The sequence below is a fragment of the Bradyrhizobium huanghuaihaiense genome (assembly GCF_007830635.1).
Lineage (GTDB): Bacteria > Pseudomonadota > Alphaproteobacteria > Rhizobiales > Xanthobacteraceae > Bradyrhizobium > Bradyrhizobium huanghuaihaiense.
In genome coordinates, this window is record NZ_VLLA01000008.1 from 160,676 (window position 1) to 176,038 (window position 15,363).

General features: G+C 63.5%; 21 protein-coding genes. 6 read left to right on the forward strand and 15 right to left on the reverse strand.

What is annotated here, in order from left to right:
* Positions 1-20 precede the first annotated feature (20 nt).
* The 4 genes from IQ16_RS18495 to IQ16_RS18510 all read right to left on the reverse strand — a co-directional run bounded on the left by IQ16_RS18495 (position 21) and on the right by IQ16_RS18510 (position 3,120).
* A complete protein-coding gene (locus IQ16_RS18495; RefSeq protein ID WP_018643608.1) occupies positions 21-1,190 on the reverse strand; it encodes an extracellular catalytic domain type 1 short-chain-length polyhydroxyalkanoate depolymerase in 1,170 nt (389 codons plus the stop codon).
* A 4-nt stretch (positions 1,191-1,194) separates the two neighbouring features.
* Positions 1,195-1,614, reverse strand: coding sequence for a CopG family transcriptional regulator (locus tag IQ16_RS18500; RefSeq protein WP_018643607.1), 420 nt, complete (start codon positions 1,612-1,614; stop codon positions 1,195-1,197).
* Between the two features lie 178 nt (positions 1,615-1,792).
* On the reverse strand, positions 1,793-2,062 hold the full coding sequence (locus tag IQ16_RS18505; protein WP_018643606.1) for a hypothetical protein: 270 nt from the start codon (positions 2,060-2,062) through the stop codon (positions 1,793-1,795).
* Positions 2,063-2,193: 131 nt separating this feature from the next.
* Positions 2,194-3,120, reverse strand: a complete 927-nt coding sequence (locus IQ16_RS18510; protein WP_018643605.1) for a LysR family transcriptional regulator — start codon at positions 3,118-3,120, stop codon at positions 2,194-2,196.
* 282 nt (positions 3,121-3,402) lie between these two features.
* On the opposite strand from IQ16_RS18510, the gene IQ16_RS18515 reads away from it, so the two are divergent.
* From IQ16_RS18515 to IQ16_RS18525, 3 genes are read left to right on the forward strand one after another with little or no spacing between them, the layout of a single operon-like run.
* Positions 3,403-4,137: an SDR family NAD(P)-dependent oxidoreductase gene (locus IQ16_RS18515; protein ID WP_018643604.1), complete on the forward strand. Its 735-nt coding sequence runs from the start codon at positions 3,403-3,405 to the stop codon at positions 4,135-4,137.
* 30 nt (positions 4,138-4,167) lie between these two features.
* Positions 4,168-4,806: a class I SAM-dependent methyltransferase gene (locus tag IQ16_RS45175; protein WP_018643603.1), complete on the forward strand. Its 639-nt coding sequence runs from the start codon at positions 4,168-4,170 to the stop codon at positions 4,804-4,806.
* A 56-nt stretch (positions 4,807-4,862) separates the two neighbouring features.
* Positions 4,863-5,273 carry a nuclear transport factor 2 family protein gene (locus IQ16_RS18525; RefSeq protein ID WP_018643602.1) on the forward strand — a complete coding sequence of 137 codons (411 nt, stop codon included), beginning with the start codon at positions 4,863-4,865 and terminating at the stop codon, positions 5,271-5,273.
* A gap of 30 nt (positions 5,274-5,303) precedes the next feature.
* Here the strand turns inward: IQ16_RS18525 and IQ16_RS18530 are convergent, their stop codons facing one another.
* The 8 genes from IQ16_RS18530 to IQ16_RS18565 form a co-directional block, all read right to left on the reverse strand.
* On the reverse strand, positions 5,304-6,026 hold the full coding sequence (locus tag IQ16_RS18530; protein WP_018643601.1) for an SOS response-associated peptidase: 723 nt from the start codon (positions 6,024-6,026) through the stop codon (positions 5,304-5,306).
* Between the two features lie 4 nt (positions 6,027-6,030).
* Entirely contained in the window at positions 6,031-6,480 is a 450-nt protein-coding gene (locus IQ16_RS18535) for a hypothetical protein (RefSeq protein ID WP_018643600.1), read from the reverse strand.
* Positions 6,481-6,494: 14 nt separating this feature from the next.
* Positions 6,495-6,971, reverse strand: coding sequence for a hypothetical protein (locus IQ16_RS18540; protein ID WP_018643599.1), 477 nt, complete (start codon positions 6,969-6,971; stop codon positions 6,495-6,497).
* Between the two features lie 4 nt (positions 6,972-6,975).
* Positions 6,976-7,764, reverse strand: coding sequence for a hypothetical protein (locus tag IQ16_RS18545; RefSeq protein ID WP_145831654.1), 789 nt, complete (start codon positions 7,762-7,764; stop codon positions 6,976-6,978).
* Positions 7,736-8,194, reverse strand: a complete 459-nt coding sequence (locus tag IQ16_RS18550) for a hypothetical protein (protein ID WP_145831655.1) — start codon at positions 8,192-8,194, stop codon at positions 7,736-7,738. Before IQ16_RS18550 ends, IQ16_RS18545 begins: the two co-directional genes overlap by 29 nt.
* 128 nt (positions 8,195-8,322) lie before the next feature.
* A complete protein-coding gene (locus IQ16_RS18555) occupies positions 8,323-8,598 on the reverse strand; it encodes an SMODS domain-containing nucleotidyltransferase (protein WP_020607905.1) in 276 nt (91 codons plus the stop codon).
* Between the two features lie 26 nt (positions 8,599-8,624).
* Positions 8,625-10,067, reverse strand: a complete 1,443-nt coding sequence (locus IQ16_RS18560) for an SMODS domain-containing nucleotidyltransferase (protein WP_018643594.1) — start codon at positions 10,065-10,067, stop codon at positions 8,625-8,627.
* Positions 10,064-11,605 (reverse strand): T6SS phospholipase effector Tle1-like catalytic domain-containing protein, encoded by a 1,542-nt coding sequence (locus IQ16_RS18565; RefSeq protein ID WP_018643593.1) that lies wholly within the window; start codon positions 11,603-11,605, stop codon positions 10,064-10,066. The genes IQ16_RS18560 and IQ16_RS18565 overlap by 4 nt, the downstream gene beginning before the upstream one ends.
* 208 nt (positions 11,606-11,813) lie before the next feature.
* Here IQ16_RS18565 and IQ16_RS18570 point away from each other — a divergent pair, with 208 nt between their 5' ends.
* The 3 genes from IQ16_RS18570 to IQ16_RS18580 are packed head-to-tail and all read left to right on the forward strand — an operon-like array spanning position 11,814 to position 13,602.
* On the forward strand, positions 11,814-12,416 hold the full coding sequence (locus IQ16_RS18570; RefSeq protein ID WP_018643592.1) for a hypothetical protein: 603 nt from the start codon (positions 11,814-11,816) through the stop codon (positions 12,414-12,416).
* Positions 12,413-12,841, forward strand: a complete 429-nt coding sequence (locus IQ16_RS18575) for a hypothetical protein (RefSeq protein WP_018643591.1) — start codon at positions 12,413-12,415, stop codon at positions 12,839-12,841. The genes IQ16_RS18570 and IQ16_RS18575 overlap by 4 nt, the downstream gene beginning before the upstream one ends.
* Positions 12,838-13,602, forward strand: coding sequence for an ImmA/IrrE family metallo-endopeptidase (locus tag IQ16_RS18580; RefSeq protein ID WP_018643590.1), 765 nt, complete (start codon positions 12,838-12,840; stop codon positions 13,600-13,602). Before IQ16_RS18575 ends, IQ16_RS18580 begins: the two co-directional genes overlap by 4 nt.
* 70 nt (positions 13,603-13,672) lie before the next feature.
* On the opposite strand, the gene IQ16_RS18585 is transcribed toward IQ16_RS18580, so the two are convergent.
* From IQ16_RS18585 to IQ16_RS18595, 3 genes are all read right to left on the reverse strand, one after another.
* The gene (locus IQ16_RS18585) at positions 13,673-13,909 is read right to left on the reverse strand and encodes a hypothetical protein (RefSeq protein WP_145831656.1); all 237 of its coding nucleotides are present in this window, start codon (positions 13,907-13,909) and stop codon (positions 13,673-13,675) included.
* A gap of 573 nt (positions 13,910-14,482) precedes the next feature.
* The gene (locus IQ16_RS18590) at positions 14,483-14,740 is read right to left on the reverse strand and encodes a hypothetical protein (protein WP_018643589.1); all 258 of its coding nucleotides are present in this window, start codon (positions 14,738-14,740) and stop codon (positions 14,483-14,485) included.
* A gap of 85 nt (positions 14,741-14,825) precedes the next feature.
* Positions 14,826-15,362, reverse strand: coding sequence for a hypothetical protein (locus IQ16_RS18595; protein WP_145831657.1), 537 nt, complete (start codon positions 15,360-15,362; stop codon positions 14,826-14,828).
* Position 15,363: the final 1 nt, after the last annotated feature.

Here is a 15,363-nt window from a genome sequence, read left to right on the forward strand (position 1 = left end):
TCGTTGCGTCCGCAGTGACGCTAGTTTCGTCTCTGCTGCAGCGAATGTTCGAGAAAGAAACGCAGCATCTCCCTCGTCGCATCCGGTCCGTCCGGATCGGTGTAGGATCCGGCGGGGCTGCCTCCCGACCATGCGTGTCCGGCTCCGTGGATTTCCCAGTGTTCGAGGATTCCGCGCCCGCCGGAGTCGGCGTGGACCGTGCGAGTGTAGGCATGCCCTCCTGGTACCCGCCCGCGATGCACCTTCGCCTTCGTGCGGGATTCGCCGAGCGACTGTCGGACGATCCGAGTGCCGTTCTTGGAATGCACCGTGGTGTCACGATCGCCGTGGAAGACGATTGTGGGCACGGGCGGGCCGTCGCCCGGCATTGCCTCAGGCCCGCCGCCTTGCTTCATGGCCATCAGCGCGGAGGGTAGGTCGCTGGCTGCTCCGCAGGCCAGTCCGGAATGAATGGCGATCGCCGCGTAGAGGTCGCCGTACGTCGATCCCATGACGGCCGCGGCCGCGGCCCCGGCGGACAGTCCGGCGACGTAGACGCGTTCCGGATTGACTGAATAGTCGCGCATGATCTGGCGGGTGATACCGGCGATGAGCGAGGGCTCGCCTCTGTCGCGCTGCTGATCGGCCGGCCGAAACCAATTCCAGCATTTCGCCTGGTTCGCTTCCGTCCGCTGCTCGGGATAGGCCACGAAGCAGGTCTGTTCTTCGGCGATGAAGTTCATCCGCGTGCCCGCGGCGAAATCCTCAGGCGACTGCGTGCAGCCGTGGAGCATGATCACCAGGGGAATGGCCTGGCCATGATAGCCGCTCGGGATGAAGAGACGGTAGGCGCGGCTCCCTGCGGCGTTTGCGTAGACGCCTTCGACGAACCTGGCGCCGTCCGGCACGATATCCGCCACGGACGGCGGCGCACGCCTCAGGGCTCCTCGTCCGAGCCCGTGGATGCTGTTGGCAAGATCCACTTGCGGCCGGGCCGTGCGACGCGGACGCCTCATCTCCCTGGCGTTCGCCTTGGCCTCGATGGTCGGCGGTTCTATTCCTGCGGCAGGGGCGGGGTGACGGGTCGTCGGTGCGGTAGCGCCCCGCTCTTCCTCGCCCCGAAGCATGCGCTGAAGCAGCGCGGTGGCCTCGACGAGTTGACCTGAGCGCGTGAGGCGTGTGGCTTCGCGAATGATGTCCTGGTTCAGCATGACCTTACCTCGTCCTGTCGGCGAGAGCGGACTTGATCGCCGGACTCGCATGCAGGGCCCCCAGCACAGAGACCGATGCAATCGTCGCGCGGGCAAGCTCCGGCGTGACATCTTGGGCGATGGTGGCAAGGCCCAGAACATTGATGTGCAGCATCTCGCCCGCGTGCCGCGCTGCTTCGAGATCATCGCGGCTGTAGTTTCGCAAGCCCAGGTCCAGGCTCTTTCGCGCCGTGGACTGCTTGACCACGTCGGCATGGCGCTCGAGCTGGTTGCGGATCGCGGTCCGAATGAAATCCGTGCGGTTCGAATAGAAGCCTTCCTGCACCATCAAATCGACCTGACCGAGATCGACAAAGCCAAGATTGATCGTGATTTTTTCCGTGTCGGACGGCTTTTGTCGGATTTCGAGAATGTTGCTCGGCATCACCTTACCATCCCTAAGACATCCATTTGGATGGTATATGGATGTTCAGCCTTGGAGCGTCAAGGGGGCGTGCCCCCGCGTGATCGCGGCAGGGGGCGCGATGATGCAGAGCGCTCTGGCGTAGCTCACGCGTCTGCGGGCGGCTGCCTCCGTGAGGACGGCCGGACGGGCAAGCCGTCTAGTCGGACTCAATCGGGCACTCCGGGCAGGTGTCGCCGATCGATTCCAGGACATCGCGGACCTCGGCGACAGTCTCTTCCGGAGAGAAGCCGGCCGGCGAATCCTGACGTGCGATGACGAAGGCCCGCTCGCGAGCGTGAGGGTCCGACCGATCTTGCATCCACCCGTGCTCCTCGCACTCGCGGATGGCGCCGGCTTCCTGCAGCACCGATATCGCCCAGCCCCGGAGCGTCCGGGTCGCCGATCGTCGTTCCTTCGTCACCAGCATCGAGATTTGCTCCTGCCGGGACGAATCCTTCCGGCCGCCCGCTCGTTCCCGGCGGTTAGCACGGGTCAGGGATTCGCAATCGTTAGGGCTACCGCTTGTCCACGTGTTCCGCTGGGTCTGTGCAATGGTCGTTACACCGACCGAGTCCGCCGCACCTTCGTCGAAGGATTGGTCTTCGTCAGCCCTGCAAGAAGAGGAGCGTAAGTGGAGAGCCTGCTGGCCAGGAATTCCGTGAAAAGCCGCACGCGCTTCGTCTTGCGGGTCTCCCCCTGCGTGAGAAGCCAAAGCGTGCCGTACGTGTGAAGGTCGCTGCCCGGCACTCTCGCCAGCAGCGGGTCCGCATCTCCGACGAAACACGGCAGCGTCGTGATCCCCAGTCCCTGTCGGACGGCGGCAACCTGACCCTCGGCGTCCGTGACCCTAAACGGAACCTGCGTGGTGCGGAGCTCGCCCGCGCTGGCCCAGTCCGGGATGCCATGCATGCTGATGACGATCCACCGAGCCGGGTCGGGCGCTCCCGAGCGCATTGCGGCAAGGCGTGCGCGGGACATGTAGACGCCTCCGAACACGTCAGGTCCCTTCAAGCCGTGAAGATTGAGCGGCAAGGTCTTGCGGTCGTAGACCACGCGGATGGCGACATCGGCCTCCCGGTTGGTCAGGTTGACCAACTCGCCCGACGCCAAGATGTCCATCTCGATGTCCGGATGCTGCCGTGCGAACTCGGCGAAGTCGGGCATGAGTAGGTACGTCGCGAGAGGAGGAGCCAGCGTCACGCGCAGAAGCCCGCGTACGCTCTGGTCTCGTCCGAGGATACGCGTCTCAAGCTTGTGCGACGACGCTTCCATCTGCTCCGCGAGTTCGAGAACCTCCTCGCCCGCCGCCGTCAGGCGGTAGCCCGAGGGCAGCTTCTCGAACATCTGCGTCCCGAGGCGTTCTTCCAGCTGCGCGACGCGCCGAAGCACGGTCGCATGGTTCACGCCGACGCGTTCGGCGGCCGCTCTCACCGAACCTCCGCGCGCGACGGCGAGAAAATAGCGAACGTCATCCCAATCGATCATGGTGCAATACAGCACCGGTTGGAGCCCATTCCGAAGCCTCCGTCTAGGTGGCAGATCAATAAAACATAGCCGCATTCGTAGGCTTTTGCGAACAAGAAAGGGCCGCCTGCTAACGGCCGGTCTCTGTGGAGCTTGGTCGGAACCGCAGCCTCCGAACCGGTTCGATTTCGCACCAGCGATGTGCGCGTTTACGCACTCAAAGCCGGACCCGGTCAGGCCTATTTCGAGGACGTCGCGGGGACGTCCCCGAAAAATCAAAGCAAAGCCCGAAGGAAAGATGTCATGGGAAAGTTAGACGGTAAGGTCGCGGTCGTAACCGGCGGATCGAGTGGGATGGCGCTCGCGAGCGCAAAGCGGTTCGTCGAAGAAGGCGCCTACGTCTTCATCACCGGCCGGCGGCAGGAGACGCTCGACGAGGCCGTCAAGTCGATTGGACGGAACGTCACCGGCGTGCGCGGCGACGCGGCCAATCTCGCCGACCTCGATCGCCTGTTCGACACGGTCAAGCGGGAAACGGGCAAGATCGACGTCCTGTACGCGAGCGCCGGCACGGGCGAAGCCGTCCCGCTGGGCGAGATCACCGAGCAGCACTTCGACGCGACCTTCGGCCTGAACACGCGCGGCACGCTGTTCACCGTGCAGAAGGCGTTGCCGCTGTTGAGCGATGGCGCATCGATCTTCATGACCGGATCGGTCGCTTCGCTGAAAGGCTTCCCCGGTTACAGCGTGTATGCGGCGAGCAAGGCGGCGCTGCACGCCTTCGCACGCGGGTGGCTCAACGAACTGAAGGCCAGGAACATCCGAGTGAACGTGCTGCACCCGGGGCCGATCGCCACACCGATGCAGGACCAGGTTCTCACCGAGGAAGCGAAGCGGATGTTCGAATCCCTGATCCCGCGGGGAACGATGGGCCGTCCCGAGGAGATCGCAGCGGCCGCGCTGTTTCTGGCTTCGGACGATTCGAGCTTCGTGAATGGGCTGGAGCTGTCCGTCGACGGCGGCTTCTCGGCGATCTGAACAAGCGCCTCACCAGATCGGAGATCACCAATGTACCCCTCCTCGAAGCAAACCGAATTGATCAGTTTTTCGCGCGTAGCCGCGGGCTCCACCGTCATCGACGTCTACCCTGGCGATGGCGATTGGACCCGCCTCTTCTCCGACATCGTGGGGCCCGAAGGACGCGTCCACAGCTTCGTTCCGGCGGAAGTCGCGCACTTCAAGAACGATCCGGTCGGGCGCATCCAGACGCTGGCGAAAGAGCCTGGCCGAGAAAACGTGCAGGCCGTTTCGGCGGATCTGGTGGCGTTGCCCGGCGCCGCCGGCCCGGCGGACGTCTTGTGGCTGCACCTCTTCTACCACGATCTCCACACCGAGTTGATGCGAGCGAGGGGCGGGACGGCACCCGACTTCAACCGAGCGGTCTACGGGCGCCTCAAGCCTGGCGGATTCTACGTGATCGTCGATCACGCCGCCGCCGCGGGCACGGGCACGAACGACGCCCAATCGCTGCATCGGATCGACCCTACTTCTGTCCGGGCGGAGGTGGAAGCGGCCGGCTTCGTGCTGGACGCGGAAAGTACCATGCTCGCGAACACGTACGATTCCCATTCCGTCAAAGTGTTCGATCCTTCGGTCAAGGGCGAGACCGACCGCTTCGCCTATCGGTTCGTGAAGCCCAAGGGATAAGCGGCCACGGTCGATCGTGGAAAGTCGACGATTCCATGCGCATAAGGAGACACACCATGAGCATTGAAGAGAATACGCGGATCGTGAAGGACTTCTTCGCCGCGCTCGGGCGCGGCGACCGGCAAGGGCTGCTCGCGTCGTGCGCCGACGACATCGAGTGGATTATTCCGGGTAAGGACTGGGCGCTGGCCGGCACGTACCGCGGTCACGCCGGGCTGACGAGCTTGCTTCAAAAGGCGTCCGAAGCGACGCAGATTTCGTACCCGGCGCCTCCGGAGTTCGTAGCGCAGGGTGACCGTGTTCTCGTCATCGGATTCGCCAAGGGAACGGTCAGGTCCACGAACAAGGCGTTCGAGGATCACTGGGTGTTCACAATAACCGTTCGAGACCGAAAACTCACGCACATCCGGGAATACATCGACACGCAAGCGTTGGCGGAGGCCTCGAAGGAGGATACCAGCAATTAGTCGGTCCGACCGTTTCAAGCCAGCGGATAACTATTCCGTCGATGCCGCATCCTCCTTCACGCCGCGGGCGACGATCCGCAGCGTCCCGTCCGGCAGCGGCCGCTGCAGCTTCAGGGCTTCCTCCACCGGCGCGGTCATCCAGGTCTCGACCTCTTCCAGCGTCGTCAGGATCACGGGCATCGCCTTCGGGTGGATGGCGAAGACTTCCGTGTTCGCCTCCGTCGTCAGGAACGCGAAGAGGTCGTTGGTGGTCTCGCTTTCCTTCACTTTCCGTACGGACGTCCAGTTGGTCCAGATGCCGGCGAAGCAGGCGAGCGGGCGGGTTTCGTCGAGCGCGAACCAGATGTCGCCGCCTTCGGCCTTGTTGAACTCGGAGAAACTGTTGAACGGCACCACGCAACGGTGCTCTGGACCCAGCCACCGCGCCCAGTGTTTGCTTTTCACGTTCCGGATGTTGGTCGTCCCGCCGTCGGGCTCCATCCGGAGCAATTCCTTGAAGTCGACGGCCTTGCCCTTGGCCTGCAGCTTTTCCGCGCGCTTCTTGGTCGCGTCCATCAGTGCCTTCGATGACGAGGGCATCCCCCAGCGGGCGATAGCGAGCTCGCGGCCGTCGATCCCGTTCCGGACGATCGGCGCCTTGTAGTCCGGAAAAACGCCGGGCATCGGCGCGAGGTTGCCGACGTAGCGGTTGACGACACGGAACAGCGCGCTAATCGCGGCCTGGTTGGTGGTGATCGAATACAGATTGCACATCTCGTCAGGTCTCCACAGCGGCCTGGCGAGGGCGCTGCGCCAATTGTAGCAGCCTAGCCGCCGGACGACGATTGGCCTTGGCGCACTTGCTGCAGCGGAGCCGGCTCACCAGGTCGTGGACGAAGGTGGTCGGCGGATGGCGCAGCGCGGCCAGGTCGACGTCCCGCTTGGTCTTGCAGCGCGAGCACTCGATCTCGAGCCAAGGGTAGCCGCCATTCAAGGCCTGATCGATTGCCGAGGATGGATCGATCGGCTGGCCGTCCGCCCACATGCGTTCGTTCCAGCTCTCGCACAGCAGCTTGTCGGCCGTCCGGATCAGCGCCTCTCCCTTGGCCCGGGCCTCGTCCGCCTGCGCTGCGAGAATCGTTGTCATCGTGCGGGCGCGCACAAGCTCCTTGGCGAGTGCCTTTCGGTCGCCTCCGGAGAGCGGCGTCGGGTGGTGCTTGGGCGCCATGGCCGTCCGCCGGCTTAGATGTCGTACGACGGCCAGCAGCCGTCCTCCTCATGGCGGCCGGTGCGCTGAGCGCACGTGTTGTCCAGCAAGCGCTGGCTGACGTTCCGCCAAATCGAATCCGGGCCATACAGACGAACCGCGTCGACCTTCTGGATTTCGATGGTGCGACCGCAGCGGCGGCAGCCAACTCGCAGCAGGTGGCGGTCGATGTCGCAGAGCCGCTGCGTCCGGATCGGATCTGGGGTCGGTCTTGCGTTGGCGGAGGCGTCGTCCAGGACGGCCCGCCAGTATTCGGGCGGCATGTCGTCGCCCGGACCGATCGCGGGCGATCCTGATGCGTTTCTGCCGACCGGCGAGGCGGATGCCAGCCTTTCGATCTGTTTTCGGGTCGGCATGCGCCAGCCGGCGGGATGGTCGATCATCCCGCCATAAGAACATATCATGAACATAGAGTCGAGTCGGTCGATGGTCGAGGCGTGCAAATCCAACATCGGGCTACAGACCTAGCGTCGCCCTCGTCTTCGCCCAATCGGCGTCGGTGACGGGTGAACGGCGTGCGAATATCTTCGAAGACAGCACCAGCGCCGCGGTGGCCTTGGAGATTTCGTAGCGGCCGAGCGCTTCGAGAGCCAGCACCTCGGTCAGACCTTTGCCCTGTATAAGGCGGAAGAGTTCGCCGTAGATCGTTTCGCACTCCCTCCGGAGCCATTCTATCCGGAACCAGCGCGAGACGATCTGCTCGCTGAAGAGGATCTGGGCCGCCACGCCTATCGTGGCCAGATTGGTAGTCCGATTGAGCGCGACGACGAACCAAACGACAAAATAGAGCGCGACCCTGATCCTCTCGGCCGTGCACATCTGCGCCAGCGTATCCCCGGTGTAGAATGAGTTTTCGAGCACCTGGGCGGCGATGCGCCGCCATCCGTTCTGCGCGGAATTGTTGTAGTAGCCCGTGGTCTGCTGAAAGCTCAAAGGGCGATCGAACGCGTGCGACAGGAAATCCGAATAGCGTCGCTGCTGCGCCCGGGGCGAAAAGTAGAGCCGCACCGCGAGAGTGACTGCGAAGAGCGCGACGACCACGACGACGAAGCCGATCTGTACCAGCGAATAGAGTTGCGGCCGGGAGCCCTGCTCCACGACCAGCGCGAGCAGGGACAGGATGCCGGCGACGTAGAAGAGGATGTCCGAGACTTTGTCGGCCTTGACGAGCGGTTCGAAGAAGCGATCCCCGATCGGATCGCTGCGTGGCGGTTGTTCAGCCATGGGCGGGGTACCTGTCTCCAAAAATCTGTCTCCAGAGTCCGATCGCGGTCGCGTGGTCGTTGTTGGATCCGTGCGTCGCATACCAGGCGGACAAGCTCCTCGAGTACGCCGTCTCCAGCCGCTTGACCGCCTCGGCACGGCCCGTGGCCGAGAGGTAGTCGTCGACGTAGGAGACCTGGTGCCAAAGACGCTGCCGGACGAGATCGCGCGCCTTGTCGAAGAACATGTGCAGATGCCAAGGCAGGTCGTCCAAGTCGGAATCGAACGTCTTCAGCGCCAGAACCTCGATGTGATAGCCCGTCAGATACTCGCTGTGCACGCGATTCCATTCCTTCGCCATCTTGATGATGCGCCGGAAGTTCGCGCCGCATTTGGTCGACGCCGTCTCGATCAGCGCGGCGTGCTCCTTCGGCTTGCTCGGGATCCAGCATTCCGTCCTGGAATTAGGCACCTCGCAGTGCGTCACCGTGCCGTTGTTGTCGGTGACGCGGCTGACGGGAACGATATCGACGCTCGGCCACGTGTCGTAGTACAGGGTGACGGCCTGGCCGTTGCTTCTAACGCCGGTCCTATAGGCGCTCAGGCGTCTCTAACGTTCTGCAGGACGACGCTCGGAAGCTTGTCCTTGACGTGCTTCCCGTAGTGCAGCGCGACGATGACGTCGAGGTCCGCGTGGCCGCGCAGGGCGGTGTATTTCGGGATCGATCCCGCGCTGTAGGCTTCCAGTATCGTGAAGTCGTTCTTCAGGAGATCGACGATCCTGTCGCGACGCTTGTTCGCGGTGTCGCGATGGTCGCCGCCGAGGTTGATCTCGTCGTAGAATGCGTTGAACGATGCTTCGACCGTGTATGCCATGTGTTCGATGACCTCGGTTCTCGCCGTCACTCGATGACGACGTAGAACGGTTTGCTGACGCCGACCAGCACATCGTCGCTTCGGCGAACGACGAAGGCTTCGGCAAGATGCACCCCGCGGAAGTCCAGCGTCTCCCAGCGCCCATGCGAGGAGTTTTCGGGATAGAAGCCGCCGCGGCCGGCGCCCTTGGCCATGGCGACCGCGCCGGTGTTGGTGATCCTCCATTGCACTTCGAACGCCGGCGGGATCGGTCTGCCGTCGGTGTCGAAGGTTTTGAAATGCAGGCCGCCGTGCGGACGGAGTACGTCGCCGGCGCGGATCGCGCGTCCCGTGGAAGCCCGCCGCTCCCGCCATTCGGCGGTGACCAGGACCGTCGCGAGATTCGGCGCCTGCCGCCAGGTCGGCTGCCGGATGTGCGGCGGGCGGCAGAAGTCGAGCGGCAGCACCGAAATGCCGTAGTTCTTCACCACGTCCACCAGCTCGTTGAGATGGGCCGCCGTCGATGACAGCAGCCCGCGGACTTTCGCGAGCCCGTCCGCCGCGGCATCGGCCGCGACCTTGATGACGCTGGCCTTGCCGAATTCCTCGCCGAACACCTTCTGCCACGCCGCGATGCTCTCCTGACGACCTTCCATCGCGTGGGCTTCATCGATCCATTTCCGGTAGCGGGCGATCACGGTGCGGAAGTTGGAATACTGATCGTCGCTGCCGAACAGCGGCGAGAAATCCTCGCTCGACAGCTTCGGATTGGTGACCGAAGGCCTGTTCGGGTGCATCCTTAGCCAGTCGTCGAGACGACCCACCACGGTCTGCAGAGTGGTGGGAACGTCGGCGAACGCGTCCGTGTCCTTGTCGAACCAGTGGATCTGGTTGCCGAGAAGGGTCGTCAGGAGCACGGACGGACAGGTGAAGGTCGTCTTGACGTCGCGCAGATACTTCATCAGGCGCGTCACCTTGCGGAAGGAATTGCCGCCCGAGTACGTGTTCCTCTCCTTCATCCACGCGGTGTAGTCGACTGGAGCCGACAGTTCGAAGCCGCCCTTGCGGTTGCACACCTCCATGCTCCCGTCCCAGCGCCGGCCGACGACGCAGGGAGCGAGGTCGATCTTGCGGTCGCCGGCGTAGGTGATCGTGACGCAATAGTTCCAGGTCTTGGTCTTGTCTTCATAGGTCTTGCTGCCGGAGAACACACGCCCGAGGTTCTCGACGTATTCGGCCGCGGTCCAGCCGTCGGCTGGATCCACCATCACCAGAAGGTCGGCGTCGAATTCTCCGCCGTCGACAGGACGGATGATCGTTTCGTGAGCCCACGAACCTTGCTCCACGAAGGTGCGGACCTTGGGCTTCCAGTCGGACTCGCGGACGAACGACTTGAGCGCAGGGAAGCTGGCTTCCAGAAGATCGATCCTGGTCTTGTTGAGGTTGACGGTCTCCTTCAGAAAGTCGTCGAACAGCGCGACCAGTTTCATGACGCGTCAGCCTTGCCCGGGTAGTACCGCTTGAAATCATTGTGCCCGGCGAGTGCGTCGGGACGGTAGGGGGCTGCTCCGGTCGCGCACTGCACAACGGTCGGAATCTCGAAGCGCTGCCCGACCGTCGGGTGGGCCTTGGCTGCGGCGTCGATGTCGCGAAGCTTGATCTCCCAGTTCTGGCGACCGATCAGCTTTCGGACCCAGGACCAGTTCGGCAGCTTGCCCGCGAAGGCATCCAGCGTGTCCCGCATGCCGGCGACCTCGCAGTGCTGCACGCCGCCGGCGTCCGGATAGACGTAGAGTGCCTGGCCGATATCGCCGCTACCCTCCAGCTTCTCGCCGCTAACGATGATCGGGCCCGTGAGCAGGCCGTCCGGGACGGAAACGGCTTCGCGGCACATCCAGTCGAGCGCGATGTCCGACAACCGGGACTCGGGCTCGGGATAGGAGCCGCCGACGTCGGAATGATTGCCGGCAAACCACCACTGGCGCAGGCGTTCGTGGCCGGCGAAGTGAGGCGCGCCGGCGTCCCTTCCGCCCCAGCCCACCCGGTCGAAGTCCTTCCGGGTCTCGTCGATCGCGTTGGCCGAGCGCGCGAAGGCGACGTGGCGGCTCAGCAGCCGGTCGAAGTTCGCGCCCTTCCACACGGCCTTGTGCGACCGCGACTCCCCCGGCTTGGGATAGTCGACGATCGTCTTGGTCGTCGACTTGTTTTGCCAGTACCAGAATGCGCAGAGCGCGACGGCGATGATCGTGACCTGGGTGATGAAGCCGGTCAGCATGAAGCCGGCGCCGAACCACCAGGACCACAGCAGCGCGATGAGCACGGACGGAAGAAACCCAGCCGCGAAGGCGGCGGCCGCAACGCCGGCGGCGAGGCCCGCCTGGATGACGAGGTAGCGCAGTCCGCTGGCGCCCAGGGCGGCGACGGTATCGAACACGCCGATGAAGTAGGGGGCCACGTTCGAATCGGAGCCGTCGCCGGAGCCGTATTTGAGCTGGAAGCGTTTGGCCAGTTCGAGACGCTCGTCCTCGAACTCGGCCCTCGGGTGACCGGCGCCGTGCTCGAGCACCGTATCGACGGCTTCCCAAGCGATGTCTTTCACAGCCTTGCGATAGCGCGTCAGCGCTCCGCCGGGGGCCTTCGTCGGCACGCCGCAGAGCATCAGCAGGTTGGCCAGGCTGCGGACGGTATAGGCGCCGCGGCTGAAGCCGAAGAGGAAGATCCTGTCGCCCTCTTCGTAATGGTTAACGATGAATTCGTAACAGTCGGCGATGTTGCGCTTGATGCCGGCGCCGGTCACGGACCCCAGCAGCTTCTGGACGAAGCGGACGGGAGCGGTCAGGGCCGTGGTGCCGATATCGGTGCCTAGCCCGGCGTCGTAGAACACCACCTGGCGGGACGGATGGATGCCGGTGTCCGCGTGATCGCGCGAGATCCGGTACATCTTGTAGATGTTGCTGATCCGCTGCTCGGGACGGGCGCCGCCGTCCTGACCGGTGCCGTCCGAGAAGACGACGATATTTTTGGGCATAAGCGCTCGCCTCCTGCTCGGGCGACCGCTCAAGGTTGCACCGCCGGCTTCCCGGTTGTATCACGCCGAAGCTGGTCTATTTCATCCGGCTTCGGCTTCTCCCGGGGTATGCCGGCAAGAGGCGCGGATTCGGACAGCATTTATTTTTCGCCCGGGACGGTTTTTTGTCCGATTCCGTCGCCGAGCACGGCATAGGGTCTTCAAGACCATGGACGACAAGAGCGGATCCCCGAAAGGCGGCGTGACCGCCGCCCCGGAGACAGAGCACCTTGCTCCCGAGGAGGTGCTGGAGAAGCTCGATTCCATGTCCGCCGACGACAAGCGGAAGCTCCGGCTCATCGAGCGGCGCCGGCGGGGCGGTACCGATTTCCAGGAGAACGAGCTCTATCGGGAGGCCCTCACCCAGGCGATCGTCGGCCAACGCCATTGCCCGAGAGAGGAATCCTTCGTCGCGTTCCTGGCGCAGTCGATGCGGAGCATTGCATCGCACCGCAGGAAGGCGCTCGGCCGCACGGAGTCGCTGACTTCGGACGGCCGTGGGCATGACGGCGGCGAGAAGCAGCTCGCCTCGGATCAGCTCGACCCGGAGGCGCTGCTAATCGAGAAGCAGGCCGAAGACGTCATCAAGGTCATCTACGAAGCCCTCGAAGGCGATGAGGAGGCGCAATTGGCCGTCATCGCCATTTCGGGCCAGAATCGAGGAAAGGCATTGCGCGATGAGATCGGAGTCGATCAAGCTGGCTACGACTACATCATGAAGCGGATCAGACGGACCTTGGCCAAGAAGCTCCCGGATGGATTTCGGTCATGACCGGTAAGCGCACCTCGCAGGACGAGCTCAGCAAGCTCGACGACGCGATCGACGAGAGCATTCTGGCCGCTTCTTCGGAGGAGCTGCGTGAGGAGCTCGCGGCGATGGGCATCGACCCCGACGCCGTAGTGTCGGAAATGGACGCCGCCACGGCGCACGCCAAGTCCGTGGCCGCCAAGAAGAGGTTCGAGCAGGCCAGGCAAGCGGTCGTGGCCTTCAAATCCCGGCCGACGAGGGCCAATCTGGACGGCAGGAATGCCGCACGGAGAAAGCTGGATGCTATGCGCGCCGGCGAAGCGACCGACGCATTCGACATGATGGCGGCGCGGAAAGGCAAAGGTCTATCCGAAGGCGACGAACAGGGTATGTTGGACGACATTGCCCAACTCGCGGCGCTTGAGGCCGAGGATTCGGAGGACGAATGATCGCGCTCACCCCTGCCGAGCGCATTCTCAAAGGCTTGGGAATCGAGGCCCCAAGCGAAATCGACTTGGAAGCCATCGCGTGGACGCGCGGCGCGGTTGTCAACTATCGTCCGCTCGATCGCTGCGAAGCGACCATCGTCGGGTCCGAGAGAAGGGCGGTGATCACCGTAAACGGTCGGAGCCCTCCCGAGCGCCGCCGGTTTTCGCTCGCTCATGAACTGGGGCACTGGCACCATCATAAGGGCAAGATGCTCTTCTGCGGCGGGCGAGACGTCTGCAACTTCGCCAACAGCCCACTCGACCCCGAGCGCCAAGCGGATGCGTTCGCGTCGGACCTCATTCTGCCGAATTACCTGTTGAGCCCGAGGCTGCGCCGCGTGAAGCGGCCGACGCTCGCGGCAGCCAGAGAGATTGCCGAAGAATATTCGGCGAGTCTGACGGCGACGCTCTTCAAGATGACAGCCTTGAACCGCTTTCCCATCATAATCGCCTGCTACAACAAGACGAAGCGGCGCTGGTTCGAGAGATCTCCGATGCTTCAGCCGTGGTGGTTCCCCTTGGACTCGCTGGATCGCGCGACGTTCGCCGCGGACATGCTGTTCAACGAGGCCGCCGAAGAAAACTTTCCGAGGAAGATGCCGGCCGACGCGTGGTTCGGGTTCAAGGGGTGCGATCGCTTCGAGGTCGAGGAGCAATCCTTTCGGTTGCCGGATGAGGAAATTCTGACGGTCTTGAAGCTTCCGGACGAAGCAGTGGCATGATCGAAGGGAGGACAGGGCACCAGCGTAAACGTTGAGGCAACTTCGAGCGCGAGTGATCACCGCTTCATGCTCAACTGAGCGAAGATGCCATTTCCGATCGAACGTCAGAAGACAGTGAATAGCCGTGACGAACGATGGGCCCAAGCGAGTCGCGGTCGATCACCCGTACCGTTGGCCGAACAAGTCCATAGTCGAGAAGAACTTTAACCAGCACATCCGCGCAATTCGGAGAGGCGCCACGGGCAATGCGCTCGAACGTTTCAAGGATATCGTTAAAGAGGCGATCGCAGGGATGATTGGCTGGCATCGTTTTCGCTCCTCTAAATCAAGAGAGTCACAGCGACAGAAAAATTGCAAGGCCGAGCAGAATGAGGTCTGTTGAAGCTGCAATGGCAACGAGCAGCGTCAAAGTGCCGTGGTGCGTAAATCACCTTGCTTTCGACCTCGAGCGAGAGATCCAGCGACTGCTCGACGGCGCCGGCAGCTAGTTCAAGCTGCCATCATTGGACGCCCGGCGGAGTGAGGCTTTTTCTGCCGGGGGTCGGCTGAATTAAGTTTTTTCCGCCGGTGTAATGCATTTTCTGCCGAAGGCCCCCGAAATAATGCTTTTTCTGCAGCCGTAATGCGTTTTCTGCAGGCGCCGGCTCTGTCGAGGTGAGAACGCGGGGGCGGGGAACCCGCTTAGCCCCCTGCATTCTCACATCGGCGCTCGGGTCCGGACGTGGTGCCGAAGGGAAGTTAAGGTCAGTTAGCTTCACATTATCGCACGGTATCCTGCCGTCACTGCACCGTGCGATCCCGTTGAGCGTCACAGGTGACGCCATCACCGCTGATGTCCGATTCCTTGACGCCCCCCGTTACTACCTGGGCGGCGCCGCCTTTAATTTCGAGGTTTGTCCGATTTCGCCGCAATCCCGTTCGCGGCCAACCAAGCCGCGCCGGCGTCGGAAAGGCGCCAGTCGAACCTGTCGATCCGCTCGACGAGGCCGTTCTTGATCAGCGTGTTGACGCAGCGGCCGTGGACGCGCTCGAAGTCGCCATTCCGCTTGATCACGGAAAACCAGCCGTCGACATGCCGCAGCCGAGCGCCGCGCGCGACGGCGACGAGGAGGTGCAACGGCGCCGGCGTCAGGCGCATTTCGACCCGACCTCGCGGATGGCATTCGCCCTGCGCTCGCCGAACACCCACCACGTCCTGCCGCCGCCGCGCTTCGAGCCGTCGATCAGGCGGTTGCGGAAGACGAATTCGCTGTCCTGCGTCGACAGCAGAGGCGAGACGACGTCGTTGAGCGTATCGGCGGACTCGGGGTGGCGCGGCTTGAAGCCGGCGCGCGCCCATCCGGTGCCCGTGAGTTCGTAGGCGCCGAGACTGGTGAAGAGTCGATACGGCGCGTCCATGGGAAGCGGCGCGGGTCCAGCAGGGCCATGAAGACAGGATGGTGCACGACGCGCACGCCGATCTTTCCCAGCGGCTTGTACTGCTCGCCGAGCGCCTGCATGAACTCGTTGCCCGGATGATGGCCGGGCGTGACGTAGACCAGCACGCGCTCACCGCGGTCGTCGACCGCCGGTGGCAGCGGGTCTGGCGGCTGCCAGTTCGATTTCTTGGCGATGCTCTCCAGGGACTCTCTCTGCCCCTTCGAGAGGAGGCTGCCGCGATTGTCGAGATCCTGCGCGACGGAGATCAGGAATCCGGACGTGCCGATCTGGATCGGGCGGCTCTGAAGGAATCGGATCGCGAGCGAGTTGCGCGGGTCCATC

Bases quoted from the DNA above. Each gene is read 5' to 3' on its own strand.
- IQ16_RS18495 (WP_018643608.1), bottom strand. From the start codon at position 1,190: ATGCTGAACCAGGACATCATTCGCGAAGCCACACGCCTCACGCGCTCA.
- IQ16_RS18500 (WP_018643607.1), bottom strand. From the start codon at position 1,614: ATGCCGAGCAACATTCTCGAAATCCGACAAAAGCCGTCCGACACGGAA.
- IQ16_RS18505 (WP_018643606.1), bottom strand. From the start codon at position 2,062: ATGCTGGTGACGAAGGAACGACGATCGGCGACCCGGACGCTCCGGGGC.
- IQ16_RS18510 (WP_018643605.1), bottom strand. From the start codon at position 3,120: ATGATCGATTGGGATGACGTTCGCTATTTTCTCGCCGTCGCGCGCGGA.
- IQ16_RS18515 (WP_018643604.1), top strand. From the start codon at position 3,403: ATGGGAAAGTTAGACGGTAAGGTCGCGGTCGTAACCGGCGGATCGAGT.
- IQ16_RS45175 (WP_018643603.1), top strand. From the start codon at position 4,168: ATGTACCCCTCCTCGAAGCAAACCGAATTGATCAGTTTTTCGCGCGTA.
- IQ16_RS18525 (WP_018643602.1), top strand. From the start codon at position 4,863: ATGAGCATTGAAGAGAATACGCGGATCGTGAAGGACTTCTTCGCCGCG.
- IQ16_RS18530 (WP_018643601.1), bottom strand. From the start codon at position 6,026: ATGTGCAATCTGTATTCGATCACCACCAACCAGGCCGCGATTAGCGCG.
- IQ16_RS18535 (WP_018643600.1), bottom strand. From the start codon at position 6,480: ATGGCGCCCAAGCACCACCCGACGCCGCTCTCCGGAGGCGACCGAAAG.
- IQ16_RS18540 (WP_018643599.1), bottom strand. From the start codon at position 6,971: ATGTTGGATTTGCACGCCTCGACCATCGACCGACTCGACTCTATGTTC.
- IQ16_RS18555 (WP_020607905.1), bottom strand. From the start codon at position 8,598: ATGGCATACACGGTCGAAGCATCGTTCAACGCATTCTACGACGAGATC.
- IQ16_RS18560 (WP_018643594.1), bottom strand. From the start codon at position 10,067: ATGAAACTGGTCGCGCTGTTCGACGACTTTCTGAAGGAGACCGTCAAC.
- IQ16_RS18565 (WP_018643593.1), bottom strand. From the start codon at position 11,605: ATGCCCAAAAATATCGTCGTCTTCTCGGACGGCACCGGTCAGGACGGC.
- IQ16_RS18570 (WP_018643592.1), top strand. From the start codon at position 11,814: ATGGACGACAAGAGCGGATCCCCGAAAGGCGGCGTGACCGCCGCCCCG.
- IQ16_RS18575 (WP_018643591.1), top strand. From the start codon at position 12,413: ATGACCGGTAAGCGCACCTCGCAGGACGAGCTCAGCAAGCTCGACGAC.
- IQ16_RS18580 (WP_018643590.1), top strand. From the start codon at position 12,838: ATGATCGCGCTCACCCCTGCCGAGCGCATTCTCAAAGGCTTGGGAATC.
- IQ16_RS18585 (WP_145831656.1), bottom strand. From the start codon at position 13,909: ATGCCAGCCAATCATCCCTGCGATCGCCTCTTTAACGATATCCTTGAA.
- IQ16_RS18590 (WP_018643589.1), bottom strand. From the start codon at position 14,740: ATGCGCCTGACGCCGGCGCCGTTGCACCTCCTCGTCGCCGTCGCGCGC.
- IQ16_RS18595 (WP_145831657.1), bottom strand. From the start codon at position 15,362: ATGGACCCGCGCAACTCGCTCGCGATCCGATTCCTTCAGAGCCGCCCG.